The following is a 15603-nucleotide window of genomic DNA, read 5'->3' as shown; positions in this document are numbered from 1 at the left end:
TTTTTGCGTCAGCCCATGCGGAAGTGTTTGGAAAGCTTCAGCGACTGGCCCTGATAATTGGATTTCAGATCTGCGCCATAGAGTGCATCAGGGCGTGAAAGCATCCGCTCGTAGACGAGGCGGCCCACGATCTGGCCATGCTCGAGAATGAACGGGACCTCATGGCTGCGCACTTCCAGAACCGCGCGGCTGCCGGTGCCGCCGGCAGAGGAATGACCGAAGCCGGGATCGAAGAAGCCCGCATAGTGCACTCGGAACTCGCCCACCAATGGATCGAAGGGCGTCATCTCGGCGGCATGGTGCGGCGGCACATGCACCGCTTCCTGTGACACGAGAATGTAGAACTCGTCGGGATCGAGGATCAGGCCGCCCGCACCGTCGCCGGTCAAAGGCTCCCAGAAGTCCGCGATGTCGTGTTGATCGCGCTTGTCCACATCGATCAGCGCCGTGTGGTGTTTTGCACGGTAGCCTATCAGCCCGGTGCCGCCACCGCTCAGATCGACCGAAAGCGCGATACCACCACCGGTGATGTTGGGATCTTCCGAAGCAACAAGCGTCTCGCGCGCATGCAGCTCCGCCAGCGCGCTTTCATCGAGCAGCGCCTTGCCGGTACGGAAGCGGATCTGGGAGAGGCGCGAGCCGGTGCGCACCACGATCGGAAAAGTGCGCGGGCTCACCTCCATATAAAGCGGACCGGAATAGCCGGCGGGGATCTTGTCGAACTCCTGCCCGTGATCGGTCATCACGCGGGTAAAGATGTCGAGGCGTCCGGTCGAACTTTTGGGGTTGGCCGAGGCGGAAATGCCGTCTGGCAGATCGAGCCCCTCCAGCAGTGGGACAATATAGACGCAGCCCGTCTCCAGAACCGCGCCCTCACCGAGCGCGATCTCATGCAGCTTGAGTTTCTCGAGCTTTTCCGAAACGCGGTGGTTCGGTCCCGGCAGGAAGCTGGCGCGCACGCGATAGGCGACGGTGCCAAGTCGCAGATCGAGGCTGGCCGGCTGAATTTGATCGTGATCCAGCGGGCGGGCCGAGGCAAGCGCCCCATTGTCGAACAGTGCCGCGATATCCTTGTCCGGCAGAATTCCCGCTTTTGCCAACGCCCCTCTCCTTGCACAGGCTTTGTTTGAACGAGGTTTAGCGCCGCTTGTCGTTGACGCAAGGCGCTTGAGGGCGTAATGGAGCTTTATCCCGTGGTGATTTGGCCGGTCGGCTTGCAGCCACGTTAAAGAAGTCGCTAAAAGGCCGTGCTCGATCACCGGACCGGCATGCGGCTTTTCGCGGCCGGTTTTTTGTTGGGTGTAGAAGCGATGACAGAGAATTCCGAGAACGACTGGAAACCACAGACAGCGCTGGTTCATGGCGGGGTCACACGCTCGCATTTTGGCGAAACCTCCGAAGCGCTCTATCTGACGCAGGGCTTCATCTATGACAGCGCAGAAGCGGCGGAAGCCCGCTTCAAGGGTGAGGAACCGGGCTTCGTCTATTCCCGCTATGCCAACCCGACCGTTGACATGTTCGAGCGCCGCATGTGTGCACTGGAGGGCGCCGAAGAGGCGCGCGCCATGTCTTCCGGCATGGCGGCTGTCACCGCCGCGCTGCTTTGCTCGCTCAAGGCAGGCGATCATGTGGTGGCCGGCCGCGCGCTTTTCGGATCCTGCCGCTGGGTCGTCGAAACGCTGATGCCCCGCTACGGGATCGAGACAACGCTTGTCGACGGCGCGAAGCTTGAAAACTGGAAAGCGGCCATACGCCCCAACACCAAGCTTTTCTTTCTTGAAAGCCCCACCAATCCGACATTGGAAGTGGCGGACATTGCCGGTGTCGCCGCCCTTGCGAATGAGATCGGCGGGCGTCTCGTTGTCGACAACGTGTTCGCCACTCCTCTCCTGCAGAAGCCTCTTGAACTGGGCGCGCACGTGGTCGTCTATTCCGCCACCAAGCACATTGACGGTCAGGGCCGATGTCTGGGCGGTGTTGTGTTGTCGGACAAGGAATGGGTGGACGAGCAACTCCAGGACTTCTTCCGCCACACCGGGCCCAGCCTTTCGCCCTTCAACGCATGGACGCTGCTCAAGGGGCTGGAGACACTGCCGCTGCGCGTGCGCCAGCAAACCGAAAGCGCCGGCCGCATCGCCGATCTGCTCGCCGACCACCCCAAGGTCGCCCGTGTCATCTATCCGGGGCGCGAGGATCACCCCCAGGCCGATATCATCGCCCGGCAGATGAAGGGCGGTTCGACCCTGATCTGCGCTGAACTGAAAGGCGGCAAGAAGGACGCATTCGCTTTTGAGAATGCTTTGAAAATCTTCCAGATTTCAAACAATCTGGGTGACGCCAAGAGCCTGATTACCCATCCTGCCACGACGACGCACAAGAATCTGTCTGACGAGGCACGCGCCGAGCTGGGCATCGGCGACGGCACGCTGCGCCTGTCGGTCGGTCTGGAGGATTGCGATGACCTTCTCGCCGACGTTGAACAGGCACTCGATGCGATCTAGCCAGGAGTCTAGCTGAACCGCCTGCCCGCCAGAACAATGCGTGAAACGGTGGTATAGGCGGTCAGCGCGGCGAAGCCAAAGGCGAGTACCGGAAACCAGGACGGTAAGAGACACATGGCCACGAATACGGCAAGTGTCTCGCTCGCTTCGGCAAGCCCCGTGGTGAAGAACAGCGATTTCTCCCCCCGTGCATCGCTCTTGAGCCCGCGCTTTTCGGCCATGATCGCGTAGGCCAGGAAGCTCGCCCCGTTCACGTAGAACGCCAGTAGAAGGACAGCGCCGGCAATCGCGTTTGCACCGGGATCGACGATGATGAAGCCGAGCGGCACGGCTCCGTAAAAGGCAAAATCCAGAACGATGTCGAGATAGCCGCCGAAATCGGTCTTGCCGTGAATTCTGGCAATGGCTCCATCCAGCCCGTCACATAAGCGGCTGGCCAAAATGAGGGCGAGGCCCGCCCAGAAAGCCTGATATGCAATGAGAGCGGCGGCGGCCAACCCCAGGGCAAGCCCCGCATAGGTGACAGCATTGGCGCGCACCCCCGCTGCCGCGAGTTGAGCGGCAATGGCCGATAACCCCGGGTCGATCTTTCGATGCGCCCAACCGTCAAGCATGTTTCACCAGCGCGTTGTCCTCAATGCCCCATGCTTATCGCCATTCGACCTCTCGTGCCGCTCACAATGGCGTCATGAAAGATCATCGCACCCCGTGCATGATCCCCCGTGACATCTCTGCTATGCTCTTGATCTTTCACGGGAAGGCCCCATCCTTCCTGCCTCGAGTGCGTGCAATGCGAGTTTGAGCCATGTACAGAGCTGTTACCCAATCGATCGAAGTGAGCGCTGAACCCAGCTACCTGCCCGCACAGTCAGACCCGGAAAGCGGCCATTTTGTATGGGCTTATCGGATCACGATCACAAACCATTCGCCCGAGACTGTTCAACTTGTCGCGCGATATTGGCACATAACCGACGAGACAGGCCGGGTTCAGGAGGTGCGTGGAGAAGGCGTGGTGGGAGAGCAGCCGGTCCTGCAACCGGGCGACAGCTACACGTATACGTCTGGCTGCCCGCTGACCGCTCCCTCCGGCATCATGGTGGGGCGCTACACGATGCGGGGACCGCGCGGGGCGCTGTTCGAGATTGACATTCCCGCATTTTCGCTCGATCTCCCCGGCGCCGCGGCCCGGATCAACTGAAATCCTTCGGATCGAAGACATATTCGGTCGAACAGAACTCACAGGTGACGCGTATGACGCCATCCTCGATGCTGTCGGCCACTTCATCCGGTGTAAAGCCGTCCAGAACGGCCTTGATCTTGTCTCGCGAACATGAGCAGTCATCGCGCACGTCGGAGCCTTCGTAGACGCGCACACCGTGCTCGTGAAACAGACGGTAAAGCAAGCGCTCGGCACCGACCGTGGGGTCGACGAGTTCCGTCATCTCCGCAGTGAAAAGCAACATCCGCGCTTCCTGCCACGCATTGTCTTGCGGATGCGTGGATCCTTCGTGCCCCTCGTCACCATCGCCGCCGGGAAGATCCAAGCCGCGCATACGCTCGGGCGAGCTGGGAAGGAACTGCATAAGCAAACCGCCCGCGCGCCAATGTTCCTCGCCGCTCTCGCCGCCCGGCAGAACCATCTTGGCCACACCCAAACGAACCTCGGTCGGTATCTGCTCGGACTGGCGGAAATAGGTGCGCGCGACGTCTTCCAACGTCGCTCCATCGAGCTGCACGATACCCTGGTAACGCTGCATATCGGCGCCCTGGTCCACGGTGAGAGCCAGAACACCGGCGCCAAGCAGATCTTCCGGGGCATCCTTGCCGGCTGCAATCGCCTCTTCCAGACGTGTCTCGTCAAAGCGCGCGTAAGCCCGCATGGAGCTGGGCGTGGAAAAATCGGCAACCAGCATGTCGACCGGACCATCGGAGCGGGTCTGGACGATGAACTTGCCCTCGAATTTGAGCGAGCTTCCCAGAAGCACCGTCAGAACGATGACTTCTGCAAGCAGGCGTGCAACCGGCTCGGGATAGGTGTGGCGCGCGAGGATCTGATCGAGCATCGGCCCGAGCTGAACCGCGCGACCGCGCACATCCAGCGGGTCGACGTCGAAAGGAACGACGTGGTCGTCTCCGGCGAAACCAAATTCGCCCAATTGTCTTGTTTCGCTCGTCACCTGTTGAAACACCATGCAAGAACCGCTTTTTGCGCGTGAAGGCGGTTTTCCGCCTCATCGAACACCACCGAATGCGGCCCGTCTATCACCTCGTCAGTCACTTCCTCGCCGCGATGAGCGGGCAGGCAATGCATGAACAGTGCATCGGATTTGGCGTGCTTCATCAGCGCTTCGTTCACCTGGAAGGGCTTGAAAACATTGTCGCCGCGCGCACGATGCTCCTGCCCCATTGACACCCAGGTGTCGGTCACCACGCAATCAGCATCGGCGACGGCCTCCTCGGCAGTTTTCGTGAACGTGATCCGCCCGCCATTCGCACGGGCCCAGTCGACATATTGCGCCATAGGCTCGCTGCCGGGGGGCACTGCAATGTTCAGCCGGAACTCCATGCGGGCAGAAGCCTCGATTAACGAATGCAGAACGTTGTTGCCGTCGCCGGTCCAGGCAAAGAGCTTGTCCTTGACCGGCCCCCGATGCTCCTCGAAGGTGAGAACATCGGCCATGATCTGACACGGATGCGTGTCATCCGTCAGCCCGTTGATCACCGGAACGGTAGCATTCTCCGCCAGTTCGATGAGACGCTCGTGCGCCGTTGTGCGGATCATGATTGCATCCACATAGCGCGAGAGCACCTTCGCCGTATCAGCGATGGTCTCGGAGCGGCCAAGCTGCATCTCGGTGCCGGTGAGCATGATCGTTTCACCGCCAAGCTGGCGCATGCCGACATCAAAAGAGACGCGGGTCCGGGTGGACGGCTTATCGAAGATCATCGCCAGCGCCTTGCCTTCCAGAGGCCTTTCGCGTTCACCGGCCTTCAGGCGCGCCTTGCGCGCTCGCGCATCGTCGAGCATGGAACGCAGATCCTGGGGATCAACGGTCGACAGATCAATGAAGTGGCGCAGACCATTGGCCATGCCCGTCTCCCTGGTTTTCTCAAGCATCGGCTTTTTCGGTCGCCCTAACGGCAGCGGCAGCATCGTGGATGCGTTTCACCGCTTCGCGGATCTCATCTTCGGTGATGATCAATGGCGGCAACAGCCGAAGCACGTTGTCGCCAGCGGGCACCACCAGCATCTTCTGATCACGCAGAGCTTCCAGCAGACGCAGATTCTGAACCTTGCATTTGATGCCGAGCATGAGGCCTTCGCCACGGACGCCCTCTATAATGTCCGGGAACTCATCGGCAACGGCAGCGAGACTCTGCTTGAACTGAAGCCCTTTCCTGCTGATGCTTTCCATGAAGCCATCGGCGAGGACCACATCCAGAACCGCATTGCCCACGGCCATTGCGAGCGGATTGCCACCGAACGTGGTGCCGTGGGTGCCGGGGGTCATGCCTTTTGCGGCTTCCGCTGTGGCAAGACACGCACCCAGCGGAAAGCCTCCGCCAATGCCCTTCGCCACGGCCATGAGGTCGGGCGTGATCTCCGCCCACTCATGCGCAAACAGCTTGCCGGTTCGCCCGACACCGCTCTGCACCTCATCCAGGATAAGGAGCAGCCCATGGCGATCACAAATTTCACGCAGCCGTCTCAGGGATGCATTGGGGATCGGGCGAACCCCGCCCTCGCCCTGAATGGGCTCGACCAAGATCGCGGCCGTCTCGGGGCCGATCGCTTTCAAAAGGGCTTCGGTATCGTCAAACGGAACCTGGTCGAAGCCTTCGACCTTCGGGCCAAAACCCTCAAGGTATTTCGCCTGCCCGCCAGCGGCGATGGTTGCCAGCGTACGTCCATGGAACGCGCCTTCGAAAGTGATCACGCGATAGCGCTCGGGCTGACCGTTCACATGATGGTAGCGGCGCGCTGTCTTGATGGCGCACTCCAGCGCCTCTGCGCCGGAATTGGTGAAAAACACCTTGTCGGCAAAGCTGTTTTCAGCGAGCCGCTCTCCAAGCCGAGCCTGGCCGGGGATCTCGTAGACATTGGAGACGTGCCATAGTTTGCCTGCCTGTTCAGTCAGCGCGGCGACAAGATGCGGATGGGCATGCCCCAGCGAATTGACCGCGATACCGGCAGCGAAATCCAGATAGCGCTCGCCTTCGGCGGTCTCTATCCAGCATCCTTCGCCACGTTCAAACGCCAGTGGCTGGCGAGCATAAGTTCCATAAAGCGCAGATTCACGCATCCACACGGTCTCCGCTGAGCCTGAGATTGGTTTTCGGTCCGAGCACATACGGGCACGGAAGAATGAAATCAAAATGCCGCCCAAGGGGCGGCACTCGAGCGATTTATCGGTTGTTTCAGCTTGGCTGTCAACGCAGGCAGGCACGACAGCTCAGTGACAGCAAAAACCAGCAAATTGGGGAAAACCCCAAAAAGCGAATCAGCTTACGGTAAGGACTCTTGTCACGGAGTCTTGCGATAAGGTAGTTTCAGCCCAAGCAAAAAGACTACATTTTGTGCGGCGGACCACATCTACCATGATCATATGGTGCTCCCTCGGCTTTGGCCGGGCGAGACTGGATTCGGATTCCGCACGCTGGACAGGAGCGTGTCCCGATGAACTGGACTGACGAAAGAGTCGAAACCTTGAAAAAATTGTGGGCGGAAGGCTTGAGCGCAAGCCAGATCGCCGCACAGCTGGGCGGCGTTAGCCGCAATGCCGTTATCGGCAAGGTCCACCGCCTCAAGCTGTCCAGCCGGGGCCGAGCCACAAGCCCGCGCACGCGCCAGAAAAAGGCCGCGCCCGCGACCCAGGGCACGACGACGACGCGTCGCCCCCGCAATACCCGGCCGACCACGGTCAGCGTTGGCGCGACGGCCCTGCAGGCGCAGTTCGACGAGGAGCCGGTGGCCCGGACCTATCTCCGCCCGACGGAAAATGTGGTGGTGCCGATCTCGCGCAAGCTTGAGCTGGTTCAACTGACCGAAACCACCTGCAAATGGCCGAACGGTGATCCTCTTTCTGAGGATTTCAGCTTCTGCGGCAATGAAGCGGGCGAAAGCGGGCCTTACTGCACCTACCATTCGCGCCTGGCATATCAGCCTGCCTCGGAGCGGCGCAGGAGCCGCTGATCCCATCTTATCTCTCCTCTGGACTAACCCGGCCGGCATATCCTGCGGCCGGGTTTTCTTTGTCGATTGATCAGGCCATCTTCGAAAGCGCCGCACACCACCATTGCCAGGCGGATTCCTCGGCGGCGCTCCGTCGTTTGCGGGCACGAACCAGGCGAAACTGCCCATAGGGCAGAAGCGGCCCATCCAGTCTATGCAGAAGACCCGCAGCCAGCTCTCGCCCAAGCAGGCTCATATTCGCGAGAAGAACTCCCTGACCGCTAATTGCCGCCTGAACGGCATGCGCTTCATCCGAAAACCATGCAATCCGACCGGTATCGAGACGCCCAAGGCCGGCCTCCCGCCACCACATTTCCCAGTCGGGCGCTTCGGGGTGCGGTGACATCCATTCAAACGCAAGTAGAGGCGCATTGCGAATGGTGAGCGGATGAAGAGATGGCGCCGCCACAGGCGCAAACCTGCCGGGGGCAAGATCGAAGCTATCCAGGTCCGGATCGCTGCTTCGTTGGAACCGAACCGCGAGATCGGCTTCTCCGCCCGAAAGGTCGACCACATCGTCCGACGCCAGAATACGCCAGCCCAGCTCCGGAAACGCCGCTCGGAACGCACCCACCTGCGGCGCAATCCAGAAGGTCGAGACGGCCATGGTTGCCGAAACCACCAGAGAGCTGCGAGAAAGATCCCGCTGGACCGCATCCAATGCATCGCTGATCCGCCCAAATGCCTCCTCCAGCACCGGATAAAGACGAGCGCCTTCCCGGGTCAGCGCAATGCGCCGCACTTGGCGCTCGAAAAGATCACACCCCAGTTGCTCTTCCAGCTTCCTGATCTGATGACTGACGGCTGTTGGCGTCACATTGAGTTCATGGGCTGCTTTTTTGAAGCTTCCCAAACGTGCAACCTCGACGAAAGTGCGTAACGCGGGCAACGGCATCCAGGACAAGGCGAGCTCCTTATGGATGAATAAAATTCATTTATATGCTGAGAATTCGCCTTTTGTAACAGTGGATTAACTGCGTCATAGCTGACCGCCAACTCAAATGGAGAACAGCTATGATCCTCAAGCAAATCCACACCGAGCCTGATCCCTATGCCCCCTATCTCCTTTCTCAAGGAATTCAGGCCGGCAATCTCGTCTTCATTTCCGGGCAGGCTGGCTATGACGAGGATGGCAAGATCGTGGAAGGCGGATTTCTGGCCCAGGGGCGCCGCGCTTTCAAGAACCTGGAACGGGCGCTGAAGAGTGGGGGCCTGGAGTTTGGCAATATCGCCAAAGTGACCATTTTCGTGACCGACATGGGGAATTTCGCCGACGTGGTTACTTTGCGGCGGGAGTTCTTTTCCGCCCCCTACCCCGCCGACAGCATCATTGAGGTGAAGGCTCTCTACACTCCCGAAGCGTTGATCGAAATCGAAGCCATCGCTGTCGCCAACGCATAGCGCAGCCTTCCGCCGTGCCCTCCGGGGGTGCGCCTCAGTGCACTCCCGGTTTCAAGACATTCCTATGCCTCGGGTTCCGCAACGACGCTGTGGCTTTGGTCTTCCTTGGGACGCTCCAGAGGCAACTGGCGCCCTGTCACGATGTGGTGCACGGTCTCGGCGATGTTGGTTGCATGATCTCCGATACGCTCGATGTTCTTGGCGCAGAACAGAAGATGAGTACAGGCGGTGATGTTGCGCGGGTCTTCCATCATGTAGGTCAGAAGTTCCCGGAAGAGCGATGTGTACATCGCATCGATTTCCTCGTCCCGGTCGCGAACAAACCCGATCCGCTCAACCGATCGGGACGCATAAACATCGAGCACTTCCTTCAGCTGGGTGAGCGCCAGACTGGCAAGCGCCTCCAATCCGCGGAAGAGGCGAACCGGCTGTTTGCCTTCCGTGACGGCAACAACACGCTTTGCGATGTTTTTGCCAAGGTCACCGATACGCTCCAGATCCGAAGAGATGCGGATCGCGCCGACAATCTCGCGCAGATCGTCGGCAACCGGTTGCCTTTTGCCGATGATGATGACAGCCCGTTCGCCGATCTCCCGTTCCTTGGCGTCGAGAAATGCGTCGTCTTCCACCACCTTTCGGGCAAGACCTGAATCCGACTGCACCAGCGCTGCGACGGATTCCGCGACCATGCGCTCAGCATATCCACCCATCGCTGCGATCTGATCCGACAGGTAGTTCAACTCATCGTCGAAGGACCGCATGGTGTGCTGGTTCTGCATGATATCGTTCCTCTTCAGCCAAACCGGCTTTGTTGTCTCCCACCTCTACTATGTGATCGTGATGGCGGGAAAATGAAAGTCGTGAACCCTGTATGAGTGCCGCTCAAGCGCGCTCGACACCGACAGGAGAGGGTGGGACCGGTGGAAAGTGCACCATGAACATCGCTCCTTTGCCGACTCCTGATTTGACTGACAATCGCGCATCATGCCGCGTCAATATGTGCTTGACGATGGACAGACCGAGGCCTGTCCCCTTCTGCGTGCGACTGGTTTCCACATCAACGCGATAAAAACGCTCGGTTATGCGAGGAATATGTTCTTCGGGGATACCCGGCCCGAAGTCCTGAACCGTAACCCGCACTTCGTCCATGGGGCTTGCCTGATCCGCCGAAACCACAATCCGCTCACCTGAACTGCCATACTTGCAGGCGTTCTCCAGCAGGTTTTCAAACACCTGAACCAGTTCATCGGAATGGCCCGCCACCAACAGCGGCGTGTCACCGAGCTCGGAGACGATGTCGACCCCGTTTTCGCTGGCGATATGACGCATGGATTCGATCACACCCTTCACCAGCGCCACCACGTCGAGCTGAACGTTCGGCTTCTGGTAGGGCTTCATTTCCAGTCGTGAAAGCGAAAGCAGGTCATCAATCAGGCGAGCCATGCGCTGAGTCTGGTTCTGCATTATCTGCAGGAAATTATCCCGTGCTGCAGGATCATCCCGGGCAGGGCCGCGCAGCGTTTCAATAAAACCAGCGACAGAGGCGAGCGGCGTGCGCAACTCATGGCTCGCATTCGCGATGAAGTCGGCCCGCATCCTATCGATCCGGCGCGCTTCACTCTGATCCTTGAACATCAGCACATACAGGCCGGTGTCATTTCCGATCCGGCTTGCCACCACACGGTAGGCCCGCTCCACCGGCACCCGCTCAGCGTAGTTGATCGCGGTCGATTGTTCCTCGCCCGATATGACCCGGCTAACCAGCTCATGCATCTCTGGCGCGCGGAATTTCAGCCGCAACGACACACTCTTTGCAACAGGACCAAAGGCCAGGTCCGCAGCTTCGTTGGAGTAAAGAATGCTTCCACCGGCGTCGAAAATATAGAGCGGATCAAGCACTGCCGCCGCCAGATAAACTGCAGGCAGGGAGTCAATGTCGCCGCGCGCGGTCAAACGTTTCTCGCCGCGCTCCTCGGGGGAATCGCGCTTCACAAAAGCATGGAGGGCCCGCGCGAAAGGTGTTCCGCTCTGCGTGATACGCCGCAACACCTTCCCCTGCCCTACTTCCCGCTCTTCATCGCTCATGCCGCCAACCAATTTTGTTTCCACGGGGGCCTGCCTGCCGTTCCCGGGTTCGTGTCATGCAGACCTGTTGTCGCTTTGCCTTCGCCGCTGGACCTTGTATCAAGCTGCAAATAGCATGGACACTCCCACGGTTCAGGATCGATTTTATGAACAAGCCTCTGGATAACCCCGCCCTGGAAAAAATCGAACCCTTCAAGCTGACACTGTCCGGCAAGAAACGGGAGTTCGACATAGACGATCCGGACCTGCCAGACTGGATCAAGGACAAGGAACTGACGGCCGGCGGATATCCTTATGACGAAAAGCTCGACAAGGACATCTATGAGGAGCAGCTAGAGGCGCTTCAAGTAGAACTCGTCAAGCTCCAGGCCTGGATGCAGAAAAGCGGCGCCCGTGTCATGGCTCTGTTTGAGGGGCGGGACGCTGCGGGCAAGGGCGGCACGATTTCGCGCATTCGCGCCTATCTCAACCCTCGCAGCGCGCGCAATGTTGCCTTGCCCAAACCCAGCGAAACGGAGCGGGGCCAATGGTATTTTCAGCGATATGTTGCGCATTTCCCCACCAGCGGAGAGTTGGTCACCTTCGATCGGTCCTGGTACAATCGGGGCGGTGTGGAGCCGGTGATGGGCTTCTGCACGCCCGCCCAACACGAGCAATTTCTGGATGAGACGCCCGATTTCGAGCGCGCAATCGTCAATGACGGGATTCATTTCTTTAAATTCTGGCTGAATATCGGCCAGGAGACGCAGCTTGGACGCTTCCATGACCGACGGCACAGCCGGCTCAAATACTGGAAGTTTTCGCCCATGGATGTTGCCGGGATAAAAAAGTGGGACGACTATACCCGTATGCGCGATCTCATGCTCGAGCGTACGCATAGCGCCCATGCGCCATGGACAATCGTGCGCGCCAACGACAAGCGACGGGCACGCCTGGCGGTCATCCGCCGCATGCTCCTGGCAATCCCCTATGACGGTCGTGACCTTGAGGCCATAGGGCAGGAGGATCAGCTGATCATTGGATCAGGCCCTGGGTTTCTGGAGTGATGCCGGCGCCTGATGGCGCCTTTTGTGTGGCGTCTTCTCCCAGTGGTGAGGATTCCAGTAGAGCTGCCAGACACAACGCCAGGCGGCGACCGACATCAGGCACCAGTAAGCAGGCGTCCATAAAACGCGCTTCCAGAAACCCGGTCTTTCAGTTTTATGAAGCGTCGACCAGCCCAGCATCAAGAAGGCCGCATGCCCTAAAACGACATTCGCGGTATCGATGATCAACAACAGGCTTTCCGCAGGCCTGAAGACGCCACCGAAAATCCAGTAGGCACCGATCCCGATGGTGGTCGCCCAGAACACACCATAGGCCAGCGCCGACAGAACCATGCCTGCAAACAGCACCTGCATGACCAGAAAGGAGGGCATTCCGAGCTCTCGAAGGGTCGCGAACGGATTGCGCATATGGACAAGCCAGGTCTGAACCCACCCCTTGAACCACCGGGTGCGTTGAGGCAGCCAGGTGCGAATGTCTGTCGGCGCATCCTCCTGGGTGGCATTCCAGATGACGTCCGTCCGGTACCCGAACCGACAAAGGCGAGCACCGAGATCCGCATCTTCCGTCACATTATAGGGATCCCACCCGCCCGCTGCCTCAAGCGCTGATCGGCGGAAGTGGTTTGACGTGCCACCCAACGGCATCATGAAACCGCGTCGCGCCAGCCATGGCAGCACGGCACGAAAAAGTGCTGCGTATTCGAGCGCGAACATCGATGACACCCAGCTTTCACGTCGATTGGAAATGCTTAGAGGTGCCTGCACACAGGCAAGATGCTCGTCGGAATTGCGAAAGGCATGCCAGGCTTCGACAAGCTGGAACGGGTGTGGGCGATCCTCGGCATCATAGAGGGCAACGAAGGTTCCCGACGTCATTGGAAGCGCATAGGACAAAGCTTTCGGCTTTGTGCGCGGGCCACCCGCGGGCACTTCTATCACCTCGATATAGGGACGCAGTTCCTGAGCACGGAGTGCCGCCAGTGTCTCGCCGTCATCCTGTTCACAGACCAGCTTGATCTCAAGCTTTGCGCGAGGCCAGACAATTTTGCCGAGAGCGATCAGCAGATCGGGGATGATCTCTGCTTCCTTATAGAGGGCGATCAACACCGAATAGACGGGCATTTCCGCCGGGTGGACGGTTGCGAAAGACGCTTCGGCACGTGTGCGCCCGCCAAGACGGATGACAACTCTCAGGAGAACGCACGAGAAAAACGCCAGTGAAAACAGACCATGCAACACCAGAAGCGTTGGCCAAGGCGCATAAAAGGCAGCGAAGACCAAAGAAACAAGTGCCGCCCCCAGCACCGCGCCCTGCCAGGCATTGGCGACAAAGCGCGCCGACATGTCCGGCGCAATGGAAAACAGTTCTTCCGTGGCAATGCGCATAAGCGCCTTTTGAGACCGCGTTGAAATAGCGTCTCTCAATACGGTGGGTTGAACCACCCGGATGCGTGTCGAAGCGCGGGGATATCGCTGTACAAACGATCTCAAGGCCGGAATGTTCAGCTTGTCCGGAGCAATAAGCACTACAGACAGTCCACGCTCGTCGACAATGAGGCTCACACGGGCCCCTCCGCGCCGCCCGAGCGCGGCGAGGCCCTGTTTCTCACGCATGACAAGCGCATTGGGATCCACGCGTTGCACAAAGGCAAGTCCGAGATGTTGAGCAAGCGCCATGAACAAAGTCCGCTCGGACACAAGCCCGGACGACAAGAGTTCCGTCTGGAAACACACACCGGCCATTTTGGCCCGCGCTTCCACCCGGTAGGCCTCTTCTTCATCGATTGAGAGGATTTTCAGGATCGGAAGCCAGTCCGTAACAGCAGACGGCGCTGCGACGCTGGCTAACTCATCCCCTTCGCTTGCGCCCTTGGCATTATTTGGAGTCGTCCGGCCTGCGGAGAGATGACCCATGACCGATCATCCCATCAAACGACCGACCTGTGGTTCAAAGCACTGTTTTCGCTAAAATCTGTTCTGCCGACAGCAGCTCGCGCACCATTCCGGAAGCTGCCATACGACATCTCACGCACCAGTAGGAAATTACGCCCCATAACCCCCAACTCCCCGCTAGATTTCAACTATAGCATCACAATACCTTATTTTTCGCAACTTATGTAAGAATATATAAAGAAGGAGATCTCGCCTGAAGTTCGACTTCAGTCCAGAACGCCGCATCGTATAGCCTCTGCAACTGCATGAACTCGATTTGAAGCCCCAAGTTTCGTCTTGGCATTGAGCAGATGCTTTTCCGCCGTATGCTCTGAGATGCCAAGTATCTGAGAGACCTCCCATTCGGATTTTCCAAATGCCGCCCATTGAAGGCATTCCTTCTCGCGCGGCGTCAGGCGCGGCGCTCCCCCTTGCCGATACAGTGCATGTCCAGGTCCGATCTTCTGCCTCGCACGCCGGATCTTGTCGCTCACCTCATCTTCGGTCACGCCGAGCCGCTCGGCAATTTCCGTGACTGATCGGCCACGGATCGCCAATTGCAGGCACTCTTTCTCCAACCTTTCCAGTTCGGCGAAACGATCCTTGCCACGTAAACTCAGCGCGTGGCCGATCGCGTAGGAAGAGGCGAATGAGAGCATCTGCATCTCACTCGGCGACAGCTCCACCTGCTCGCCGCCAAAGGACATGACGACCTGCGTTCCCTCCAGCGTGGTGAATGACATGGCGATGCCATCAGCAAGCTTGAACTCCCGCGCCTCGCTCAAGAATTTCGAGGTTTTGCGGGAGGCATCATGCTTCTTCAGAATATCACGCCACAAAATGGCATTTCCGCTTTGACGCGCATGGTCTACGATCGGATCATGAAAGATGTAGTTGCACGAAACATAGCGGTCGATCCATTCCGCCGGCCAACTGCTGAGCACGATGTGCCCGACCTGATCGCCAGCTGTACTCCCCTTCGCGGGAAGTGTGCCCGCGCAAACAGCATGAAGACCGTAGTTTTCCGTAAACGAGATGAGTGTATTGCAAATGGCCAACGGGCTGCGGGCTTTCTGAATTTGTTGAACAAAGGCCCGTGTCCTTCCAAAATCGAACATATGTATTCGTCCCCGCCGTCTTACCGTCCCCCGCGCAGAATTTTCACGCGTCATTTGACGACTATATACCGCTGTGAAGGAAGAATATAACGATGTTAAAGAGCGGCCCACAAAACTTTGCGCGCAAAAAACTTTCAACATATTTGCCGGCTATACGGTAAAGGAAATGAAACTATTCGTTCTTCAGCTCGCGCTTGCCTTATTCTTCTTGTATCCGACGCAGACCACTTCAGCAGAGGACGCCGCTCCTCCGGGTTTTTGGGAGCCCAAGCAACGGCAATCAAGGC

At 58.8% G+C, this 15603-nt stretch carries 15 protein-coding genes and 1 riboswitch; of the genes, 5 read left to right on the top strand and 10 right to left on the bottom strand.

The genetic code is table 11. The features are described 5' to 3' along the window. Positions 1–8: 8 nt before the first annotated feature. Positions 9–1100 (bottom strand): 2'-deoxycytidine 5'-triphosphate deaminase, encoded by a 1092-nt coding sequence (locus H7H48_RS17930; RefSeq protein ID WP_229450430.1) that lies wholly within the window; start codon positions 1098–1100, stop codon positions 9–11. An 83-nt stretch (positions 1101–1183) separates the two neighbouring features. Then, positions 1184–1261, top strand: a riboswitch (SAM riboswitch). Positions 1262–1310: 49 nt separating this feature from the next. Between H7H48_RS17930 and H7H48_RS17925 the strand changes: the two genes are divergently transcribed. After that, positions 1311–2501: an O-succinylhomoserine sulfhydrylase gene (locus H7H48_RS17925; RefSeq protein ID WP_229450429.1), complete on the top strand. Its 1191-nt coding sequence runs from the start codon at positions 1311–1313 to the stop codon at positions 2499–2501. Between the two features lie 8 nt (positions 2502–2509). Here the strand turns inward: H7H48_RS17925 and H7H48_RS17920 are convergent, their stop codons facing one another. After that, complete coding sequence (locus H7H48_RS17920; protein WP_229450427.1) at positions 2510–3115, bottom strand: CDP-alcohol phosphatidyltransferase family protein; 606 nt, start codon at positions 3113–3115, stop codon at positions 2510–2512. 191 nt (positions 3116–3306) lie between these two features. On the opposite strand from H7H48_RS17920, the gene apaG reads away from it, so the two are divergent. Beyond that, positions 3307–3699: a Co2+/Mg2+ efflux protein ApaG gene (gene apaG, locus H7H48_RS17915; RefSeq protein WP_229450426.1), complete on the top strand. Its 393-nt coding sequence runs from the start codon at positions 3307–3309 to the stop codon at positions 3697–3699. On the opposite strand, the gene H7H48_RS17910 is transcribed toward apaG, so the two are convergent. From H7H48_RS17910 to H7H48_RS17900, 3 genes are read right to left on the bottom strand one after another with little or no spacing between them, the layout of a single operon-like run. Further along, on the bottom strand, positions 3692–4693 hold the full coding sequence (locus H7H48_RS17910; protein WP_229450425.1) for an Hsp33 family molecular chaperone: 1002 nt from the start codon (positions 4691–4693) through the stop codon (positions 3692–3694). The two genes, apaG and H7H48_RS17910, sit on opposite strands and share 8 nt — an antisense overlap. After that, positions 4675–5592, bottom strand: a complete 918-nt coding sequence (argF, locus tag H7H48_RS17905) for an ornithine carbamoyltransferase (protein ID WP_229450643.1) — start codon at positions 5590–5592, stop codon at positions 4675–4677. The genes H7H48_RS17910 and argF overlap by 19 nt, the downstream gene beginning before the upstream one ends. Positions 5593–5611: 19 nt before the next feature. Continuing rightward, complete coding sequence (locus H7H48_RS17900) at positions 5612–6805, bottom strand: aspartate aminotransferase family protein (RefSeq protein ID WP_229450424.1); 1194 nt, start codon at positions 6803–6805, stop codon at positions 5612–5614. A 374-nt stretch (positions 6806–7179) separates the two neighbouring features. Here H7H48_RS17900 and H7H48_RS17895 point away from each other — a divergent pair, with 374 nt between their 5' ends. After that, positions 7180–7695, top strand: coding sequence for a GcrA family cell cycle regulator (locus tag H7H48_RS17895; protein ID WP_229450423.1), 516 nt, complete (start codon positions 7180–7182; stop codon positions 7693–7695). Between the two features lie 70 nt (positions 7696–7765). Here H7H48_RS17895 and H7H48_RS17890 read toward each other — a convergent pair whose 3' ends face one another. Beyond that, on the bottom strand, positions 7766–8629 hold the full coding sequence (locus H7H48_RS17890) for a LysR family transcriptional regulator (protein ID WP_229450642.1): 864 nt from the start codon (positions 8627–8629) through the stop codon (positions 7766–7768). Positions 8630–8748: 119 nt separating this feature from the next. Between H7H48_RS17890 and H7H48_RS17885 the strand changes: the two genes are divergently transcribed. Beyond that, complete coding sequence (locus H7H48_RS17885) at positions 8749–9135, top strand: RidA family protein (protein ID WP_229450422.1); 387 nt, start codon at positions 8749–8751, stop codon at positions 9133–9135. A 62-nt stretch (positions 9136–9197) separates the two neighbouring features. Here H7H48_RS17885 and phoU read toward each other — a convergent pair whose 3' ends face one another. Together phoU and H7H48_RS17875 are read right to left on the bottom strand one after the other, a co-directional pair. Beyond that, on the bottom strand, positions 9198–9914 hold the full coding sequence (gene phoU / locus H7H48_RS17880) for a phosphate signaling complex protein PhoU (protein WP_229450420.1): 717 nt from the start codon (positions 9912–9914) through the stop codon (positions 9198–9200). A gap of 103 nt (positions 9915–10017) precedes the next feature. Further along, positions 10018–11244 carry an ATP-binding protein gene (locus H7H48_RS17875; RefSeq protein WP_229450418.1) on the bottom strand — a complete coding sequence of 409 codons (1227 nt, stop codon included), beginning with the start codon at positions 11242–11244 and terminating at the stop codon, positions 10018–10020. Positions 11245–11366: 122 nt separating this feature from the next. On the opposite strand from H7H48_RS17875, the gene ppk2 reads away from it, so the two are divergent. Further along, positions 11367–12266: a polyphosphate kinase 2 gene (gene ppk2 / locus H7H48_RS17870; RefSeq protein WP_229450416.1), complete on the top strand. Its 900-nt coding sequence runs from the start codon at positions 11367–11369 to the stop codon at positions 12264–12266. Here the strand turns inward: ppk2 and H7H48_RS17865 are convergent. Further along, on the bottom strand, positions 12243–14180 hold the full coding sequence (locus H7H48_RS17865; RefSeq protein ID WP_229450414.1) for a glycosyltransferase: 1938 nt from the start codon (positions 14178–14180) through the stop codon (positions 12243–12245). The two genes, ppk2 and H7H48_RS17865, sit on opposite strands and share 24 nt — an antisense overlap. Positions 14181–14425: 245 nt before the next feature. After that, a complete protein-coding gene (locus H7H48_RS20115) occupies positions 14426–15457 on the bottom strand; it encodes an autoinducer binding domain-containing protein (RefSeq protein WP_305082532.1) in 1032 nt (343 codons plus the stop codon). Positions 15458–15603 lie beyond the last annotated feature (146 nt).

Source organism: Nitratireductor sp. B36 (assembly GCF_020833685.1).
GTDB lineage: Bacteria > Pseudomonadota > Alphaproteobacteria > Rhizobiales > Rhizobiaceae > Nitratireductor.
Note: the sequence above shows the minus strand (reverse complement) of the source record. Positions and strands in the feature narration are given on the sequence as shown.

Excerpts from the sequence above, each read along its gene's own strand:
- H7H48_RS17925 (WP_229450429.1), top strand. The coding sequence starts at position 1,311 with ATGACAGAGAATTCCGAGAACGACTGGAAACCACAGACAGCGCTGGTT.
- H7H48_RS17920 (WP_229450427.1), bottom strand. The coding sequence starts at position 3,115 with ATGCTTGACGGTTGGGCGCATCGAAAGATCGACCCGGGGTTATCGGCC.
- apaG (WP_229450426.1), top strand. The coding sequence starts at position 3,307 with ATGTACAGAGCTGTTACCCAATCGATCGAAGTGAGCGCTGAACCCAGC.
- H7H48_RS17910 (WP_229450425.1), bottom strand. The coding sequence starts at position 4,693 with ATGGTGTTTCAACAGGTGACGAGCGAAACAAGACAATTGGGCGAATTT.
- argF (WP_229450643.1), bottom strand. The coding sequence starts at position 5,592 with ATGGCCAATGGTCTGCGCCACTTCATTGATCTGTCGACCGTTGATCCC.
- H7H48_RS17900 (WP_229450424.1), bottom strand. The coding sequence starts at position 6,805 with ATGCGTGAATCTGCGCTTTATGGAACTTATGCTCGCCAGCCACTGGCG.
- H7H48_RS17895 (WP_229450423.1), top strand. The coding sequence starts at position 7,180 with ATGAACTGGACTGACGAAAGAGTCGAAACCTTGAAAAAATTGTGGGCG.
- H7H48_RS17890 (WP_229450642.1), bottom strand. The coding sequence starts at position 8,629 with ATGCCGTTGCCCGCGTTACGCACTTTCGTCGAGGTTGCACGTTTGGGA.
- H7H48_RS17885 (WP_229450422.1), top strand. The coding sequence starts at position 8,749 with ATGATCCTCAAGCAAATCCACACCGAGCCTGATCCCTATGCCCCCTAT.
- phoU (WP_229450420.1), bottom strand. The coding sequence starts at position 9,914 with ATGCAGAACCAGCACACCATGCGGTCCTTCGACGATGAGTTGAACTAC.
- ppk2 (WP_229450416.1), top strand. The coding sequence starts at position 11,367 with ATGAACAAGCCTCTGGATAACCCCGCCCTGGAAAAAATCGAACCCTTC.
- H7H48_RS17865 (WP_229450414.1), bottom strand. The coding sequence starts at position 14,180 with ATGGGTCATCTCTCCGCAGGCCGGACGACTCCAAATAATGCCAAGGGC.
- H7H48_RS20115 (WP_305082532.1), bottom strand. The coding sequence starts at position 15,457 with ATGTTGAAAGTTTTTTGCGCGCAAAGTTTTGTGGGCCGCTCTTTAACA.